The organism is Mucilaginibacter lacusdianchii, assembly GCF_009770985.1.
GTDB classification, from domain to species: Bacteria; Bacteroidota; Bacteroidia; order Sphingobacteriales; family Sphingobacteriaceae; genus Mucilaginibacter; species Mucilaginibacter lacusdianchii.
Window position 1 is genome coordinate 1,082,744 of sequence record NZ_WSRW01000003.1, and the last position, 17,825, is coordinate 1,100,568.

Annotated in this window: 17 protein-coding genes and 1 pseudogene; 8 read left to right on the forward strand and 10 right to left on the reverse strand. The window is 40.8% G+C overall.

The features are described 5' to 3' along the window. The first annotated feature begins 10 nt into the window (after positions 1-10). Both GPM24_RS18235 and GPM24_RS18240 read left to right on the forward strand, forming a co-directional pair. The gene (locus GPM24_RS18235; protein WP_158828534.1) at positions 11-859 is read left to right on the forward strand and encodes an alpha/beta fold hydrolase; all 849 of its coding nucleotides are present in this window, start codon (positions 11-13) and stop codon (positions 857-859) included. A 119-nt stretch (positions 860-978) separates the two neighbouring features. Further along, positions 979-1,434, forward strand: a complete 456-nt coding sequence (locus GPM24_RS18240; RefSeq protein ID WP_158828535.1) for a BLUF domain-containing protein — start codon at positions 979-981, stop codon at positions 1,432-1,434. Positions 1,435-1,479: 45 nt separating this feature from the next. Here the strand turns inward: GPM24_RS18240 and GPM24_RS18245 are convergent, their stop codons facing one another. From GPM24_RS18245 to proS, 6 genes and pseudogenes are all read right to left on the reverse strand, one after another. After that, on the reverse strand, positions 1,480-2,829 hold the full coding sequence (locus GPM24_RS18245; RefSeq protein WP_158828536.1) for a hypothetical protein: 1,350 nt from the start codon (positions 2,827-2,829) through the stop codon (positions 1,480-1,482). Positions 2,830-3,020: 191 nt separating this feature from the next. Next, positions 3,021-3,479: a hypothetical protein gene (locus tag GPM24_RS18250; RefSeq protein WP_158828537.1), complete on the reverse strand. Its 459-nt coding sequence runs from the start codon at positions 3,477-3,479 to the stop codon at positions 3,021-3,023. 69 nt (positions 3,480-3,548) lie between these two features. Then, the gene (locus GPM24_RS18255) at positions 3,549-4,337 is read right to left on the reverse strand and encodes a TIGR02757 family protein (protein WP_158828538.1); all 789 of its coding nucleotides are present in this window, start codon (positions 4,335-4,337) and stop codon (positions 3,549-3,551) included. Positions 4,338-4,352: 15 nt separating this feature from the next. Further along, positions 4,353-4,766, reverse strand: coding sequence for an SMI1/KNR4 family protein (locus GPM24_RS18260; protein ID WP_158828539.1), 414 nt, complete (start codon positions 4,764-4,766; stop codon positions 4,353-4,355). Further along, positions 4,766-5,911 (reverse strand): annotated as a pseudogene (locus GPM24_RS18265) (cystathionine gamma-synthase); the annotation flags it as partial. The gene GPM24_RS18260 and the pseudogene GPM24_RS18265, both read right to left, overlap by 1 nt. A 76-nt stretch (positions 5,912-5,987) precedes the next feature. After that, entirely contained in the window at positions 5,988-7,460 is a 1,473-nt protein-coding gene (proS, locus tag GPM24_RS18270) for a proline--tRNA ligase (protein ID WP_158828541.1), read from the reverse strand. A gap of 107 nt (positions 7,461-7,567) precedes the next feature. Here proS and GPM24_RS18275 point away from each other — a divergent pair, with 107 nt between their 5' ends. Together GPM24_RS18275 and GPM24_RS18280 are read left to right on the forward strand one after the other, a co-directional pair. Further along, on the forward strand, positions 7,568-8,449 hold the full coding sequence (locus GPM24_RS18275) for a hypothetical protein (protein ID WP_158828542.1): 882 nt from the start codon (positions 7,568-7,570) through the stop codon (positions 8,447-8,449). Between the two features lie 21 nt (positions 8,450-8,470). Then, positions 8,471-9,925 carry an OmpP1/FadL family transporter gene (locus GPM24_RS18280; protein ID WP_158828543.1) on the forward strand — a complete coding sequence of 485 codons (1,455 nt, stop codon included), beginning with the start codon at positions 8,471-8,473 and terminating at the stop codon, positions 9,923-9,925. 76 nt (positions 9,926-10,001) lie between these two features. Here the strand turns inward: GPM24_RS18280 and GPM24_RS18285 are convergent, their stop codons facing one another. Beyond that, positions 10,002-10,481: a Dps family protein gene (locus tag GPM24_RS18285; RefSeq protein ID WP_158828544.1), complete on the reverse strand. Its 480-nt coding sequence runs from the start codon at positions 10,479-10,481 to the stop codon at positions 10,002-10,004. A 109-nt stretch (positions 10,482-10,590) separates the two neighbouring features. Here GPM24_RS18285 and GPM24_RS18290 point away from each other — a divergent pair, with 109 nt between their 5' ends. From GPM24_RS18290 to GPM24_RS18305, 4 genes are all read left to right on the forward strand, one after another. After that, positions 10,591-11,349, forward strand: coding sequence for a DUF4905 domain-containing protein (locus GPM24_RS18290; RefSeq protein WP_158828545.1), 759 nt, complete (start codon positions 10,591-10,593; stop codon positions 11,347-11,349). A 16-nt stretch (positions 11,350-11,365) separates the two neighbouring features. Continuing rightward, positions 11,366-12,316 carry a LysM peptidoglycan-binding domain-containing protein gene (locus tag GPM24_RS18295; RefSeq protein WP_158828546.1) on the forward strand — a complete coding sequence of 317 codons (951 nt, stop codon included), beginning with the start codon at positions 11,366-11,368 and terminating at the stop codon, positions 12,314-12,316. Further along, on the forward strand, positions 12,309-12,947 hold the full coding sequence (locus GPM24_RS18300; protein WP_158828547.1) for a uridine kinase family protein: 639 nt from the start codon (positions 12,309-12,311) through the stop codon (positions 12,945-12,947). The genes GPM24_RS18295 and GPM24_RS18300 overlap by 8 nt, the downstream gene beginning before the upstream one ends. Positions 12,948-13,083: 136 nt before the next feature. Next, positions 13,084-13,704 (forward strand): hypothetical protein, encoded by a 621-nt coding sequence (locus GPM24_RS18305; RefSeq protein WP_158828548.1) that lies wholly within the window; start codon positions 13,084-13,086, stop codon positions 13,702-13,704. 61 nt (positions 13,705-13,765) lie between these two features. Here the strand turns inward: GPM24_RS18305 and GPM24_RS18310 are convergent, their stop codons facing one another. The 3 genes from GPM24_RS18310 to GPM24_RS18320 all read right to left on the reverse strand — a co-directional run bounded on the left by GPM24_RS18310 (position 13,766) and on the right by GPM24_RS18320 (position 17,808). Next, positions 13,766-14,848 (reverse strand): SGNH/GDSL hydrolase family protein, encoded by a 1,083-nt coding sequence (locus GPM24_RS18310; protein WP_158828549.1) that lies wholly within the window; start codon positions 14,846-14,848, stop codon positions 13,766-13,768. 241 nt (positions 14,849-15,089) lie between these two features. Beyond that, positions 15,090-17,456 carry an endonuclease MutS2 gene (locus GPM24_RS18315; RefSeq protein ID WP_158828550.1) on the reverse strand — a complete coding sequence of 789 codons (2,367 nt, stop codon included), beginning with the start codon at positions 17,454-17,456 and terminating at the stop codon, positions 15,090-15,092. Continuing rightward, complete coding sequence (locus tag GPM24_RS18320) at positions 17,437-17,808, reverse strand: DUF4296 domain-containing protein (protein ID WP_158828551.1); 372 nt, start codon at positions 17,806-17,808, stop codon at positions 17,437-17,439. The genes GPM24_RS18315 and GPM24_RS18320 overlap by 20 nt, the downstream gene beginning before the upstream one ends. Between the last annotated feature and the right edge of the window lie 17 nt (positions 17,809-17,825).

Consider the following 17,825-nt stretch of genomic DNA (forward strand, 5'->3'; position numbering starts at 1 on the left):
TCATTAATATATGCAGGATCTTTATTTTGACGTAAACGGCGTGCGGTTACATGCCCTACAAGATGGAGACCCCAGTGGTGATACCATTGTCTTTTTACATGGGTTTCCGGAATTTAGCTACGCCTGGCATGATCAACTACCTTTCTTTGCTTCTAAAGGCTTTAACGCCATAGCTCCTGATTTACGTGGATATAATCTAAGCAGTAAACCAAAAGGAACGCACGCTTATGTAATTGACCACATAGTAGCCGACGTAGTGGCCTTAATTAAACACTTAACGCCCAAGAAAGTGACACTAGTTGGCCACGATTGGGGCGGCGGTGTGGCCTGGACGCTAGCCCAGCAACATCCCGAACTGTTAAACAAGCTTGTTATATTAAACATGCCGCATTTACAGGTAATGCTTAACAATCTGAAGCGTAGTCCTAAACAGATGTTTAAGAGCTGGTATGCCGCTTTCTTTCAATTACCCTTCATTCCGGAATGGCTTTGCCGGATGTTTGGCTTTCGCTTATTAAAAAACAGTTTACGCAAAACATCTAAACGAGGTACATTTAGCAAGCAAGATATGCAGCGATACCAGCAAGCATGGCAACAGCCTTATGCCCTCACGGCAATGATAAACTGGTACCGTGCTTTTAAACAAGACGCCGCAAAATCTTACACTCAAATTCATGTACCTACATTAATTATTTGGGGTAAAAAAGACACTACATTAAGTGTAGAAATGGCTAAGCAAAGTATTGACTTTTGCCTCAAGGGGAAATTAGTGCTACTTGATGACGCCACTCACTGGCTACATCATGAAAAGCCGAACGAAGTAAATCAGCTTATCTGGAGCTGTGCAAAAGCCAGATAATGAACTGTTATATAATTGCTTGCATTTTTACATCAACATATAACGCAGGTGATTTTCTTTTGTATCAAAGCTTTTTACGCTTAACTTTAACGTATACAAGACCTAATGTCAATCGGCTTATGATTTATAATGTTATATACATCAGTAAGGTCATGAACCTCATGCAGGAGGACGATTTAATAGCACTGCTAAAGCAATCAAGAGATTGGAATAATGACCACGGTATAACCGGTATACTTGTTTATATAGAAGGACAACTTTCTACCCATACGGAAGGCCGGTTTATGCAATCATTAGAAGGGTCACAATTTGAGGTGGAAAGAATTTTTGAAAAGATACAGCGCGACCAGCGTCATCATTGCTTAACAGTACTTAAGCATTCATTTATAGATAACCGGAATTTTGGCGAATGGCAGATGGGATTTGAATATATCAATTTACAAAAGCATCAAGAGCTAACAAGCTTTTTCACTTTAGATGATGAGATACTGAAAAGCGAAGAGTTTGAAGCTTCGGATGCAGCACTCAACTTTTTGAAAGCTTTTTATAGAGTAAATAAAAAGTCGGTTTTTTAAATTTAAATATACATAAGTTGCGATGTATGTATCAGAGGTGGCCGTTTATTCGGCACTACCCGGATGGTCAGTCATCATGTCTGTACACACCCCTCCTTTAAGGTGTCCTACTCCTCGTACGTAAACCCGCCAATGGGTTTTATTTAAATTAGCTTTGTAAAATTCGTCTTTGTTAGCAGAAATAGCACCACCATCAATTATAACGCGGCCAATACCAGCGCCATTGCCGCCACCATAACAGGTTATCATTCTGTTGTCATACGCTGGGTGTCGTCCAGAACCGATGTTCAGTCCGTCAAGTTTCAAACTGCATGGCATATCCAAATAAAACAACACCCCGTCTGTTGGGCCGTAATCGTTAATTTCGGTTCCCTGAAAAATGATGCTTGGCGACACATTGCTGTTGTTGACCGTAAGTACTCTCTTTCCACTCTCGAACCGGCCGCCACTTATTAGGTAAGTTTGCGCATTTGAAATATCAAAGTCGTTGTTGTTTTGCGAAGTGCCCATTCCAAAAAAGTAACAAGCTCCGTTTCCAGTGCCTGTTGCCCCCGGTCCGGATGTGTTGCTGAACATTTTGTCTAAAAAGGCGCCGAAACAATTCAGCCATACGTTTTGCAATGTGTTGGCTCCTTCAATGTGCCAACCTTTTTGTCCCGATACAATGTTTCCATAATTACCAAATACAGAACACCCCTCCCATAGCAAATCGCTTATATCCGCGCCACCACCAGACACATGACCAAGCCGCCATGCGGTTTGACCGATCCCTTTTCCTAAACCAATATGACACCCCACAAAGGTTATATGAGAAGTAGAATGTGATTGGTTGTCGGTATCTAAATCTATACCTATAAGTCCAGGTGCTGTTCCTAATCCTATTTTGACACCCATCCAAGTAGAAAACCTAACACCCACCACTTTAATGCAAGACGTATTGGCTGGGCCGGTATAGAGAATTTGATTTTTTCCATGTCCTTCTATATCCAACCGGCATTCGGCACCAGCAGTTGGTACCACATGGATAGTATGCGTAATTTTATAGTATTTTAAAGGGCTTGGAATATCCAGCTTATAGCTTTTTTGAATGGCTGCCGTAATGGCCTTTTGAAACGCCTCTGTATCATCTGTAATTCCATCGCCTTTTGCACCAAAAGTTAGTGGTGAAATAATACCTTTAGATTTATATGCACTATCGGCTCGCCTACCAGAACCAACTGTTTTAATCAGATGTGATACCTGCAGGCTTTTGTGCGGCTTTAAACTTTTAATAGCGTCTGCATGTGTTTTAACGCCTTTTTGCTGGTTTGTAGAATTTACATACACTGCGCCGCAAGTAAACATTAAAGCCAGACAAGCCAACGTTTTTATGAATAAGGAATTAATAATAGCCATATAAATTACAGATGATGGGTAATTTACAAATAGGCTTTATCTAAATGCCTTAAATTGGGCAACTGTATAACACTTGGATTATTGTTTGTGAAGTAGTGAGAACCTATTAGCGCGATACCGGAATTAACCCGTTACTTTATAAATTTATACGACATCATCGTTTATATTACCTGTGCTTTGCAAACAGTCGCTTAATGCTCGTATAAATAAACCATGTTAACAAAACCACTACTTCTGCTCACAACGGCATAGTATTTTAGTTGGGTTTCAGAAAGCTCTGCCAGAATGAACTTTTGGCCGTTAATAACTATTTCTTGCTTAGCAAAGTCGGCTGAATAATTAACGCCTTGGAGCTGAGTTTCATTACTACAGCTGGACATACCGTTATCAATTATTAAAGAATACCCGTTGTTGTTGAAGTTATACCTATTATCTAATTCGCATTCATTTACAGCATTAAAAAGCAATTCTTTGTCTTTTGGATTTGTCGCTGCATTTTTGTCTGTTACAGACCGCTTCCATGGCTTATTGCTAAGTAATTGCAAATATCTTTTAGCAACATCCTCGCCCGACTCGGAATTATTATCCTTTTTACAAGAAAAAATAAAGCTACTGAATAGCAAAACAGTTAGGTAAAACTTTGATTTCATGATTTAACGTTTAGATTTAGAGCAAATTAAATATTATCATCTAGAATTACAAGCTTACATGTCAACATTTTAAAGGTGTAAAATCACATCTAACCCCCAACGTTCTTCTATACCTAAACCAAATAATGCAAAATCGTATTTAACAGGATCTAACGGATCAAAACTTCGCAAATGTCCGGTCAGTTCTAAAGCCGTTTGCCAGTCAGTTTGTTTCCGGGTGATGAGCTTGAGTTGGCGGGCTATACGATCTACATGCAAGTCACATGGGCAAATTAAATCTGCAGGTTTTATGCGGCTCCATAGTCCAAAATCAACTCCGCAATTATCATCACGCACCATCCAACGTAAAAACATATTTAATCGCTTACATGTCGATTTTTGAGAGGGTGACGAAATATGCTTTTTGGTGCGGTGCGGAAAATCAGGTAGTGAGAAGAAATAGTTTCTAAAATGGTTTAAAGCACTCTCAACACTTGTTTCCTGCAATGTTGGGACAAATGCATCTTCCAGACTGTCAAAACGCTGGTAGTGGTATTTGAAAAAACTGATAAAATAAAGCGTATCAATATCATTAAATGTTCGGTGCTTAAACTGTAACAGCTTTTTTAAATCGGGCTCCTCATGATTAATAATAAAATCATAAGGAGCACCGTCCATCAAAGTAATCAGTTCTTTACATTTTTTGATTATGGTTACCCGTTGGCCCCATGCTAGTATGGCCGCCCAAAAGCCCATAATCTCTATATCCTGTTTCAGTGTAAACTGATGCGGAATTACGATAGGGTCGTTTTCAATAAAAGCAGGCTGATTGTACTGGGCAACCTTAGCATCTAGGAAACCTTTAATATCGGTTACCATTTGTTAGAACGTTGCTTAGAATAATGTTGCTGAATCACAGTTAATAAGTTTTAAAAATCCTTGGAATGATTGCGCAATGATTTCAGCAGGGCCTTTTTGAGAATGTGAGTATGTCTTATAGATTTCCTTAGAATCCTTATCAAAGCCATATTGACATACGGATATGAAAAAATCACTAATTACTATATAGTCGGTTGTCTCATCATAATTGCCTATTATTTTATCTAACGACCATAATGAAATCATACTATTTCTCCATTCAAAATCTTTGAACCCATCAACAACAGAATACAACAGTTTAAAATCATCAGGAAAATTAAAATTTATGATAGATTGTGCTTTCTCAATAGAAGCTAAAGCTGCAGGAGGATTTAATTCGACACCCTCCTGCCTCCATTGATTTAAAATCAATTCTATCCATTGTTCCATTACGCTAAAGCGCTTTTTAAATCTTCTAACAAATCTTCAATATCTTCTACTCCTACACTTAAACGCAGCAAGTTGTCGACAACACCAGCGGCCTCACGGGTTTCTTTCGGAATGGACGCATGCGTCATTGTAGCTGGGTGATTGATTAACGATTCAACACCTCCTAGTGACTCGGCCAACGTAAAAACTTTAAAATTTGAAGCAACGCGGAAAGTTTCCTGCAAATCGGCGTCTTTCAATACTATTGAAATCATACCCCCAAAGTCGCGCATTTGCTTCGCTGCAATATGGTGGTTAGGATGATCGGTAAATCCAGGCCAGAAAACACGTTCTACTTTTGGATGGTCTTTAAGGAACTCTGCTACCTGCCGACCGTTTTCGCAGTGCGCTTTCATGCGGAGGTGGAGCGTTTTAATGCCCCGTAACACTAAAAAGCTATCCATTGGCCCTGGTGTTGCACCGCATGAATTGTAGATAAACCACAGTCGTTTATACAACTCCTCATCGTTCATCATCAAAGCGCCCATCACAACATCCGAGTGACCGCCAATATATTTAGTTACCGAGTGCATTACAATATCAGCACCTAAGTCCATTGGGTTTTGCAGGTAAGGCGAAGCAAATGTATTATCAACCACCAGCGTAAGCTCCAGCTTTTTAGAAATTTCAGCAATAGCTTCAATGTCTACCACCTGCATGGTTGGGTTGGTTGGCGTTTCAATCCAAATCATTTTGGTGTTCCTGTTTGCATACTCCTCGATAATGGAAGGATCGCTTAGGTCTACAAAATGAAACGTTATACCATAGTTGGCAAATATTTTGGTGAAGATACGGTATGATCCACCGTATAAATCGTTACCGGTAATTACTTCATCTCCGGGTTGCAACAGTTTCATCACCGCATCTGTAGCTCCCATGCCGCTTGAAAACGCTAAGCCGAATTTTGCATTTTCTAACGCTGCTAAACAGTCTTCTAATGCTTTACGGGTTGGATTAGTACCACGCGAGTACTCATAACCCTGATTATCGCCAGGCGCTTTTTGCCAATAAGTTGATGTTTGGTATATCGGCGTCATTACCGCGCCGTTGCTTGGATCGGGCTCCTGCCCTGCATGTATAGCTTTAGTTGCGAATTTCATAGTTAAGTTGTCTGTTGTGAGTTGTCTGTTGTAAGATGGTAATTGTTTTTAGACAACACATCACTCACAACAGACAACTAGATTAATAAGCCCTTGCAAATAACACCCTTTGGGTAGATAGTTTACCGGTTAAGATACATTTACCCTCTTCTTGTTTATTGTTTAAAGGTATACAACGGATAGTTGCTTTGGTTTCTTCTTTAATGCGTTGCTCTGTTTCAGAAGTGCCATCCCAATGGGCAGATATAAATCCGGGCTTTTCGTCTAACAAACGTTTAAAGTCTTCGTAATTATCAACTTCAGTAGTATTCTCTTCGCGGAATTTAAAGGCTTTGTCAAAAATGCTTTTTTGAATTTCTTCCAGCAGCTTTTCAATGTGCTCTGCCAAACCAGCTTGTTGTACGGTTTCCTTAGTTTTAGTATCGCGGCGGGCAAGTTCAACAGTGCCGTTTTGCATATCACGGCTACCTATCGCTACACGCAATGGCACACCTTTCAATTCATATTCTGCAAATTTAAAACCTGGGCGTTGGGTATCGCGGTCGTCAAATTTTATAGATATGCCTTTGGCCTTAAGTTCTTTGCTTAAGCCATCTACATAGTTTCTTATATTTACCAGCTCTTCGTCGTGCTTATAAATCGGCACAACTACAACCTGTATCGGAGCAAGCATTGGCGGCAACACTAAACCAGCATCATCTGAATGAGCCATTACAAGGGCCCCCATTAAACGGGTAGATACTCCCCATGAGGTTGCCCATACATAATCAAGCTTCCCTTCTTTGCTGGTATACTTTACATCAAATGCTTTTGCAAAATTTTGTCCTAAAAAATGAGAGGTGCCTGCCTGAAGAGCCTTGCCATCCTGCATCAGCGCTTCAATACAGTAAGTATCCAAAGCACCGGCAAATCGTTCATTGGCAGTTTTTTTACCTTTTACCACGGGTACGGCTAACCAATTTTCGACAAAGTTGGCGTAAACCTCCAACATTTGTTCTGTTTCGGCTACAGCCTCTTCGGCAGTTGCATGAGCCGTATGCCCCTCTTGCCATAAAAATTCGCTGGTGCGTAAAAATAAACGGGTACGCATTTCCCAGCGCACAACGTTAGCCCACTGGTTAACCAAGATAGGCAAATCCCGGTATGATTGTATCCAACCTTTATAGGTGTTCCAGATAATGGTTTCAGAAGTTGGCCGAACGATTAATTCTTCTTCTAATTTAGCGTCTTCGTCTACAATAATATTACCCTTGCCATCGTTTTTCAAACGGTAATGTGTCACTACCGCACATTCCTTGGCAAATCCGTCCACGTGGCTTGCCTCTTTTGAGAAGAAAGATTTTGGTATAAACAACGGAAAATAGGCATTGCTGTGCCCGGTATCTTTAAACATTTTATCCAACACGGCCTGCATTTTTTCCCAGATAGAATAGCCGTAAGGTTTAATAATCATACAGCCTCTTACCGGAGAATACTCGGCCAGATCAGCTTTAATTACTAAGTCATTAAACCATTGCGAATAATCTTCGTCTTTACTTATAATCCCCTTGCTCATACTAAAATTTGTGGAATAGATTTTGACTATTGTATTAATAAATTTACGGCCAAATTTATAAATTTATACGTTATTTGAACTTTTACTTTTTACACTTCACAGGATCCATGAAAACTACTATACTAAAGGGAGTTGTGTTGATCAGCGCTCTCGCGCTGGCTTCCTGTTCAACTACTAATCAGCTGGCTTCGTCCACAAAGCAAGATGATGATGTTTATTTTAGCGACGCAAAAGCAGGCGACCAACCCGAGTATCGCCAGGTTTTAACACAAGAACGGTATGTGAATGCCGATGAATCTGCAGACGAAGATGATTACTATTATTACGATAGTTATTCGTCGCGTATTAATCGTTTTAACTATTCATCGCCATTCGGGTATTACGACGACTATTATTATGGCTATAGCCCATATGGCAACGGCGCTTATGCTTATGGCAGTCCTTATGGTTATGGATACGGCGGTGGCTGGGGCTTAAATGTAGGCCTTGGTTTTGGCTATGGTTACGGTGGCTACGGACCGTACGGTTATTCACCGTTTGGTTATGGTTATTACGGTTATTCGCCATACTCATATTGGGGTACCGGCTACGGTCTCGGATATGGTGGCGGCTATCCATACTGGGGAGTTTACTCGGCTTACAGCAGATATTCCAATCCTCGGCCATACCGTGGCTCAGGCGTAGTTGGTGCTAACAATATGCCAGTTAGAGGTACTCGTACAGGCTATACCGGAGCGTATCCAAATACTATGAATTACCCTGGCAGAACCGTTTACAGTAATGGCAGTTCCGGTTCAGCTTACGGCAGAAGTACGCCCCGCAATGGAAGCAACGGCAATTATGTGCCACAAGCTCGTCCTCAACGTGGCGAAATTGAAAGACCAGTTTATCAGCCAAGCAGCACCAGATCAAGCAGTTCTGGAATGGGTGGCGGTATGTCAGGCGGTGGCGGCGGTAGCAGAGGCGGCGGCCGTCCTTCAAGACCATAATTTTATCACGATTACAACTACATGAAAATTAAATATTACTTAATGGTGATGGCTACAGTAGCCATCACTAAAACAAGTTTTGCTCAATACTCCAGAGACGCTATTCTTTTTTCAACTTCCCAACCTGGGTCTACCTCCCGTATTAAAGCGATAGGTAATGCACAAATGGCTGTTGGCGGAGACCTGAGCTCGGTAAGCGGTAACCCTGCAGGTATCGGTTTCTTTACACGTTCTGAATTGAGCATAACCCCTGAATTCAACGCTACAGATACTAAATCGACTTACCTTGGCCAAAGTAACAGTGGCAAAAGCAACAACGTTAATTTTAATAACGCTGCTGTTGTATTTTATACCCGTTTAAACACGCCAAGAGGGCAAGATAAATCAAAAGGATGGTTAAGTGTTAACTGGGGAGCATCTTACAACCGCACTAATAACTTTTATCAAAACACTTATTACAGTGGCGTAAACACCAACAGCTCAGTTACTGATTACTATACTAGCCTAGCTAATCAGGCTCTAGATCAAGGATATAGTTTAGACGGTTATTTAGAGGGCTGGGCATACAACCAAGGATTAATAAATTTTAATACTGGTGCTGACCAATATCAACCAAGCGGTGCGTTTGGCGGTACGCAAACCAACAGAACTACGTCATCGGGCGGCCAAACAGAGTTGAACTTGTCAATGGGTGCTAACTATAGTAACAAGTTGTATTTAGGTTTGGGGCTTGGTTTTACAACCATTCGATATAATACGACAACCAATTTTTCTGAAGACAACGTTACTTTAGCAAATAGACAATATGTTGCTAATTACAGTTTTGACCAAGCTACAAGAGGGAATGGCTTCAACGCCCGATTGGGTTTTATTTATAAACCTGTAAATGCTTTAAGAATTGGTGCCACCTTAACCACTCCTACTTGGTACACAGTAGATGACGTTTCATCAGAAGGCTTGGCTACTCAATATGCCGGAAGCGCCCGCATGAGCGATGGTGATACGTATCAAACGCAATATAACTTACGTACACCACTTAAGGTAGCAGGTGGCTTAGCAATATTTGTTGGAAAGTATGGATTTATTACCGGTGATGTTGAATACCTGGATTATTCTAACACTAAACTAACCAGTAATGAATATAACGTTGATAATGACAATAGAGACATTAGAACGCTTTACCGTTCAACTGTTAATGCCCGCGCAGGTGCAGAAGCCCGTATAGCTGGCGCATTATTTTTCCGCGGCGGTTATGGTATACAAGGTAACCCATTAAAACAAAACGGAAGCGACATTAAAACTGCTAGTGGTGGTTTAGGTTACCGTTTCGGTAATTATTATATTGATGCTACGTATACTCATGTAACAACTAAGCAAAATGTGCAGCCATATGATATCGGTGTACAGTACAGCCCTGTTGCTGCGTTGCAACGTAAAGGTGATAACGCTTATTTAACTTTAGGTATCAGATTTTAATTGTTAAAAGCGTTTACATAAAAAAGGCCCGCTAATTTAGCGGGCCTTTTTTATAAAGATAATTTCAGTTTATTTATTAATCTTCATTTACAAATGAGCGTAACATCCAGGTGTTTTTCTCTTTGTACTGCATAAAGCCGTTTACCATATCATTGGTACCGTCATCTCCAGCATCCGCTGTAATTTCCAAAATCTGGCGTTCCATTTCAATTAAAATGGCCATATCATCTATAAGGGCTTTAACCAGTTCAGTGTCTTTACGGCCAATAGTGTTAAATTCTTTAATGGTCGAAATTTCAATGTAATCGGCAAATGTGCTGTATGGTGGTTTACCTAAGGTTAAAATACGTTCTGCCAGTTCGTCAATTGTCTGTACGGCGGTTGTGTACATTTCTTCAAACTTAGCATGCAGTGTAAAAAAGCTTGGACCTTTTATATTCCAATGGCAACCTCTTATTTTTTGATAATGAATATGATAATTGGCCAGCAGTTCATTTAAATGATCTACAACCGGCTTTACAGCTACTTCGTCTAAGCTTATTTCTTTAGCGTCCATGATAGTTATTTTTGTGAATTTGTTTAAAGTTTGAACACCATAGTGTAATTAAGTGTTTCAGCAAAGCTAATATTTTACACACCAATCAGAAAAAGTTATCTTAGCCATCATGACCTTATTAAAATTATTGGTAGCCGAACATTTTGACGGGCAGGTTTGGCGCTTGGAGGTTGATCCGATCAGTAATACACTATTTGCCGAAATACGCCACGTTGAAGATCGAAGGGTTGACTTTGCGGCAATAAGCCTTAATGACGGGAAGACATTTTTTAAAAATTATACAGTTGACGAACGTTGGCTTACAGGCATTGAAGCCGCTTACGGCGGTGTATTGCTATTGCATTATTATGAGTCGTCCGGCAGTCCGGCACATCGAGGTTTAGCTGGTGTTGAAGCCACAACCGGTCGCCTGTTATGGCATAATTTTAACTACAGCTTTGACCATTTAAGCAACAATGGCCCGGTATTTTTTGACAGCCGTTTGCAGCCGGCAAAGTATTATTTATCAAACATCCGTACCGGAACGTTACAGCGGGCATATAATCCAACGACCGATACTGACTTTGATAATCAAATAATTGTGCCTGATGCGGTTGCTTTGCCAACAGACCTGCCTCAACTTCCGGTAGAATCTTACGGTCATAAAGTACATTACCTCACCTACAATAATTTCAGAATTGTATCTTTGCACACGCTTTGGGCCGGTCAGCTCAGGCAGTATTTGTTTGTTGCTGATGAGCACGAGATAATTTTTGAGGATATATTAAACACCAACATACAAAAATTGCAGCCCGAGGCGTTTGTTCTATACCAAAACAAGCTGGTCTATATAAAAGATAGATCGGAAGTGAAGGTATTAAATTTATAACTGTATAAGTTTTAGCATGAAATTAAAGAACTTACTGTTAGTTGTTCCGCTGTCTATTCTAACAAAATCCTTACTGGCGCATCCCCTGCTTGATTCGGTGGGCGTCGAAAATCAAAACGGCAAAAAAGTAATTCTGCACAAATTAGAACCAAAAGATAATTACTATTCCATTGGACGCCGCTATAGTGTTGCACCTGGTGTCATCATCCAGTTTAATAACAACGCATCGCTTAGAGTTGGACAGGTTATTAAAGTGCCTACCGAGCAAGCTTTTATAACTGTTGCACCAGTACAACAGCCTGCGTATAGCCAACGCAATCAACCGGCACAAAACAATTCATTAAACACGCAGCAGGCATCAAGTACCGATCCAAATGTTACGCAGTACAAAGTATCTGCCGGCGAAACGTTATATGCAATAGCTCGCCGCTTTAACACCCGAGTGGAGGATATAGTAAGTCAAAACAATCTCAGGTCTAACAGCTTAACACCTGGGCAAATGTTATTGATCAAATCTGCACCCAACAGCGCCGCCGCTGCTCCTGTGCAGCAGTCCCAGGTAGCGGTTCAACCACCAGTAAGTCAAGCACAAAGTGCCATACCTCCGGCGCCACGTGATAGTACAACTGTTAGTCCGGATAGTACAAACACAGAACGCCGTTTGCCCGCCAACCGTTACGGTTTGAGTGAAAAAAACGAAAAGGGCGTTGCTACCTGGATGGATGATACAGGACTGGATGCCAGTAAGAAACTGGTGTTGCATCGTACAGCACCTGTGGGCACGGTAATTAAAATTACAAACCCTATGACTAACCGCACCACTTTTGCCAAAGTGGTTGGCCGTTTTACAGATAACGAATCAACTAAAGATGTTATCATTGTGATGAGTAAAAATACCGCTGATGCTATTGGTGCATTGGATAAACGCTTTCATGTAAACATCAGCTACGGAATTCCGAATGAATAAGCCCTTTATAATTGGTGTTGCCGGTGGAAGTGGATCGGGCAAAACGTTTTTTTTGAAATGCTTTTTGGAACACTTTACGGCCGATGAGGTGTGTTTGGTGTCTCAAGATGATTATTATTTTCCGGTGGCTCAAAACATGACGCCCGAAGAAAATAAATTGTACAACTTTGATTTGCCAAGCACTATTGACCATGAGCATTTCGAAGCAGATATACGCAACCTGGTTAATCAGCAAACGATTTATAAAAAAGAATACACCTTCAATAACCCAACCGCTGTACCTAAAATATTAGAGATTAAACCTGCGCCTATTCTAATTGTTGAGGGCTTATTTATTTTTCACTTTGAAGAAATTGCCAAGCAGCTGGATTTAAAAATTTTTCTTGATACAGAAGAGGACGTTGCACTTAGACGTCGTTTGAAGAGAGATTTGAAGGAACGCGGTTATTCAAACGAAGATGTAATGTACAAATGGGAAAACCATGTTGTGCCGGCGTATAAAGAGTTTTTACTTCCGTACAAAGACAGCTGCCACAAAATTGTAATCAATAACACCAATACCCCAGAAGATATCATCCGTATTACAGACGACATATCGGATGAGCTAAGGCAACAAGTTTTAAGCCGCTAAAGCCATTCAATTATTTATACAAAAAGGCGTTTCTAATTTTTAGAAACGCCTTTTTGTTTGGCGCACAAATCAACTTAGCGGCAAACAATTCACTTGACTTAATCCTTATTAAGATATACATCAAATTGTAAATCCTATGGTACCCTATGATGATGAACCAACCAAAAACTACCCGCACCATACCGAGCAGACTGATGAAGCTCCTGCTGGCGGCTATAAGGTAGAAGATGATAGTAACTTAACTGAAAGCGACTTAAAACGCTCTTACATATTTGGCAATAGCAATGATGCCAACCCAGATCAATCTGGCTTCGAAAGCCATGGCATGGGTGGGCAGAAATTTGGCGAAAATGTAGAAAACCGGTCGGGTGATGATTTAGCTAATCCATCGCGCAATGCGGGTTACAGCAACGATTATTTCAAACGTACAGAGCCGCTTCAAGAACATCCAGAAAACAATAATTTTAAACCAACTAACCAAGAAGGAGAACCAGACGTGAACGAAGGAAAAGAAGAAGTTCCAGGATATCGTGAGGAACCAGATCAACAAAAAGTAGGCGGTGTAGATGCACCCGCCCCAGGCGATCACAGTGCCGGTGGCGATAGCAGCCAACACCAAGAAGGTACAGCCGATAGCGATGGCGACCGTCAAAAGGTTGGCCAAGACGATTCTGATACGCAAGGCAAAGCTTATTATAAGCCCGAAGATGACAAAGGCACTCCCGATTACGGTAGTAATAGCCCCGAAAATCAATAACAATAAAAGCGCCTTGCAAAACAAGGCGCTTTTATTGTTATCTATTATTAGGTAAGGAACTTTACCATTTAATATTCTTTTTTATAAAAGCAATTAATACATCTGCCATTGCTTGTTGTTCTTTTACACTAGGATGCCCACCGGTGTTTTTATATGGAAAAAACAAGGTGTAAATTTGTTTATCATGCAGACTCACTACCGCTTTCTTAATGTATCCCGGCCAAGGCGAACCTGGTTGTGTTGCATCCATATTACCTAAAGCACAAATGATTCGTGCTTTAGGATAGGTCTGCCTAATGGTTTTAACGAATTTTTGGTAAGATTCTATAATAATGTCTGGTGTTGGAGCTGTGGTACTAAAACGAGCCTTGAACTGCTCGTGATTGGGTTGCTTTACAATCCAGGAATCGTTTTGAAAAACATTAATGACTACCACGTCCGGTGTATATCTTTTAAAATCCCAACGGCTGTTGGCATCAGTGGCGTCTAACCGATTATACATCTCGGGCATAATGAGCGGAAACCAACTTACCATCATACCAATACCACTTTTAGCTGTGCAGTAGTATTCTGCATTGAAGTGCCTCGCTGTTATAGCCGCGTAGCTTAAGTAATTATTTTCAAAGGGGCCAGTGCCGCGATCTTTACCAGAACTATCTTCCACCGCATAGCCGCAGGTAATGGAATTGCCAAAAAATTCTATTTTACGTGTTAACGATATAGGGGTGGGTAAAACAGATGCATTGCCATCTATTTGAAATTCATAAAACCAGGTTTTCCCCTTATCCCACTCTGTACGCTTAAACAACTCCAGCGTATGTTTACCCGCCGGTAAATTTGAGGCCAGCACATAATCAATTTTCACAGGTGCGGTATGTATTTTATTAACCACCTTTCCGTCCACTATCACGTTGTAAAAGTTATCATTACGCTCATCACGCATCACGGCCTTAACACTGGTTCCGGTGAAATTTATTTTAAGGCTACTACCAGGCCAAGCTAACTGAGCGGTGCTATCGTCCTGCATGGCCACACGCCCCATGTAGTGTATGCGGTTATCATTTGCTTTTAAAATAACCGTTTGCGCATTGCAATAGCAAAACGCAAAACTGATCAATGTACATACAAGTAACGCTTTTTTCATAGGTAGAATAATGATTTCATTTTTGTCTTTTATTTAGATTAATTATAAACTAAATTTGCAACAGACAAGTGCTGAACGAAACATGGACATTAAACCCTTTGTATATACATCGCAAGAACTGGAATTGCTTAAAACGTTTACCTTCCAGCTGGATTGCGTACATAAAAAATGTTGCAAAAAATACAAGAAAGGTAAACGTTGCAAAAAGTGTCCGGACGATTAAGGGTATTTTGACTGCTTCCTACTTTAAATAAACGTAAGTAATACCATCGCCTCCCCTGTCTGGATGTTCATCTTCCATCCTACTGACTTGGTCATATTTTTTGAAATAACCTCGGATTAACTTGCGCAGTATACCATCGCCTTTGCCGTGAATAATTTTAAGTGTGCCGAAATTCATCATTAAAGCCCTATCCATTAGCTTTTCAATGGCATGCAACGCATCTTCGCCACGCATGCCGCGCACATCAATGTCGGGACTAAATCCTGCCAAATCGCTGGTTGAAGAGCTAAATGACCGGCGAATATCTTTAGGCACATCTTTACGTGATACCTTTTGTACCCGCTTACGCTTGGCAACCGTGCGTAAATCGCCAATGGCAATAATTACATTATCCTTAGCTATTTCTATTACTTGGCCAGTAGTGTCAGAATCTATTAGTTTAACCCAATCGCCAGCCTTCAATTCCTCATCCTCGGCAGAGGTTTTAACCACTTTAGGCTGAGGCTTCACCGTATTTTTTTCTGCTTCGCGACTTAAATTTTCGCGTAGTACTTTAGTCTTTTCTTTATCAGCTTGATTGCTCTTTATTTCAGCAATGGTATTTTCAACCAGCTTGTTAGCGTTTACAATAATTTCTTTCGCCTGTTGTTTGGCATCGCGTATCAGGGCTTTCTGGTTTTCTTCCAGGTAGCTTTTTAACTTTTCATTTTCAGTAAGCAAATCGTTTACACGCTTTTGCTGTCGATCAAGCTTTAGTTTGGTATCGTAAATTTCTTTTTTCTCGCGCTCTAAGTCTACCAATAGTGTATCTACCTTTTTCTGACTAGTACCGATTTTGTTTTTCGCCAAGTTGAGCACATGCGTTGGCAAACCTATCTTTTGTGCAATTTCGAACGCATATGAACTACCGGGCTTGCCAATGTCCAACTGGTAAAGTGGCTTCATCTGCACGTTATCAAACAGCATTGATGCATTTTCGATGCCTTCAGTGTTGCTCGAAAATACTTTTAAGTTAGAGTAGTGAGTTGTTACCATCCCCCTCACCCTTTTCTGGTTCAATGCTTCTAATACAGCTTCCGCAATTGGTCCGCCAAATTGCGGGTCGGTACCGGTGCCAAACTCATCAATTAAAATCAGCGTTTTACCATTGGCATTTTCTACAAAGTACCTCATCTTAGAAAGGTGTGCGCTGTAGGTACTTAAATCACTCTCAATGGACTGATCGTCGCCAATGTCAACAAAAATCTGCTTAAAAATGCCGGCCGTACTATGCTCATCAGCCGGAATAAGCAAACCGGCTTGCACCATCATCTGCAACAGGCCAACCGTTTTCATACAAACCGATTTACCGCCAGCATTTGGTCCAGACACTGTTATGATACGCATCTGCTCGTCAATTTGCATATTGAGCGGCACTACGGTTTTCTGTTCTTTTTTAAAGCTTAAAAACAGTAGCGGATGTCGTGCATTGATTAAACGGACGCGTCCCTCATTAACAACCTCTGGCATATCTGCTTCAATGTCAATGGCAAACAATGCCTTTGCGCGTACCAAATCTAACTTGGTTAAAAGGCCGTGGTACGATAAAAGCAACGGCACATATGGACGCAGTTCATCAGTAAGTTGCGTTAATATTCTGACAATCTCTCGACGGCGTTCAAATTCCAGATCACGGATACGATTGTTCAGACTGAATACTTCCTCAGGTTCCATGTAAACCGTTTGACCTGTGGCCGATTCGTCATGAATGAATCCTTTAAGCTTGCGCTTATTTTCAGCAAGTAGCGGAATACACAAACGGCCATCACGCACAGTTAAAGTACCGTCGGCAGTCCAGCCATTAGAGGTAGCACTCTTGAAAATCTGATCAATTTTGCGCCGGGCGTCCTGCTCAGCTTTGGCTATGCCCGAAGTGATTTCCATCAAATCGCGCGATGCATTAGGACGGATTTTGCCTTTCTGATCAATAACCAAATCAATCTTCTTTAAAATGGCTTTCTCAATTGGCAAATGTTCAAATAAGGCCTCCAAATTTGGATATTGACCTTCGCGCTCGTTGAAGTAGCCAATTACTGCAAAAACGGTGGCCAGCGAAATTTGGATTTGGAAGAACTCATCTTCTAATAGGAAAGCGCCTTCAATGCGGGCTTTATTGGCTAATGCTTTTATATCAAAAAAATGATTGATAGGCAACGCGGCGTCATTTTGCAATATGTTTTTAAACTCATGCGCCTGACTCAGAAACTTTCGTATCTGGTCATAATTATTCATCACCTGTATTTTATCAACCATTTGCTGCCCCATGGTGCTTAGGCAGTGGGCTTTTATTAGTTCTTTAACTTCGGTAAACCCTAATTTATCAGCGCTATTTTGCGGGTACAGCATTTTTGGGTGACGTTGACTTTTTAGTAAATGATTCTGTTTTCTTTTTCAATTTCTCAACCACTTGCTCATAAACAGCATCTAATTGATCGGGTTTGCTTACATAATATTTAAAGCTTTTTCTAAATTGTGTGCTATCGGTGTGATGGTTTTTGAAAACCACCTGATACTTGTTTATACCATATTTGTACAAACTATCGGGCAGCTGTGGTACAGTAGCCAGTGTACCGTTTACCAAATGAACATCAACCAAAACGTCGGCCATCTGATCTTTATCTAAAATTTCGGGTGGAGTACTGCTTTTGCATGAAAACAAAATCGGTACTAAAAAAAACAAGATGATATATATACGCATTCTGTAATTTAGCGGCA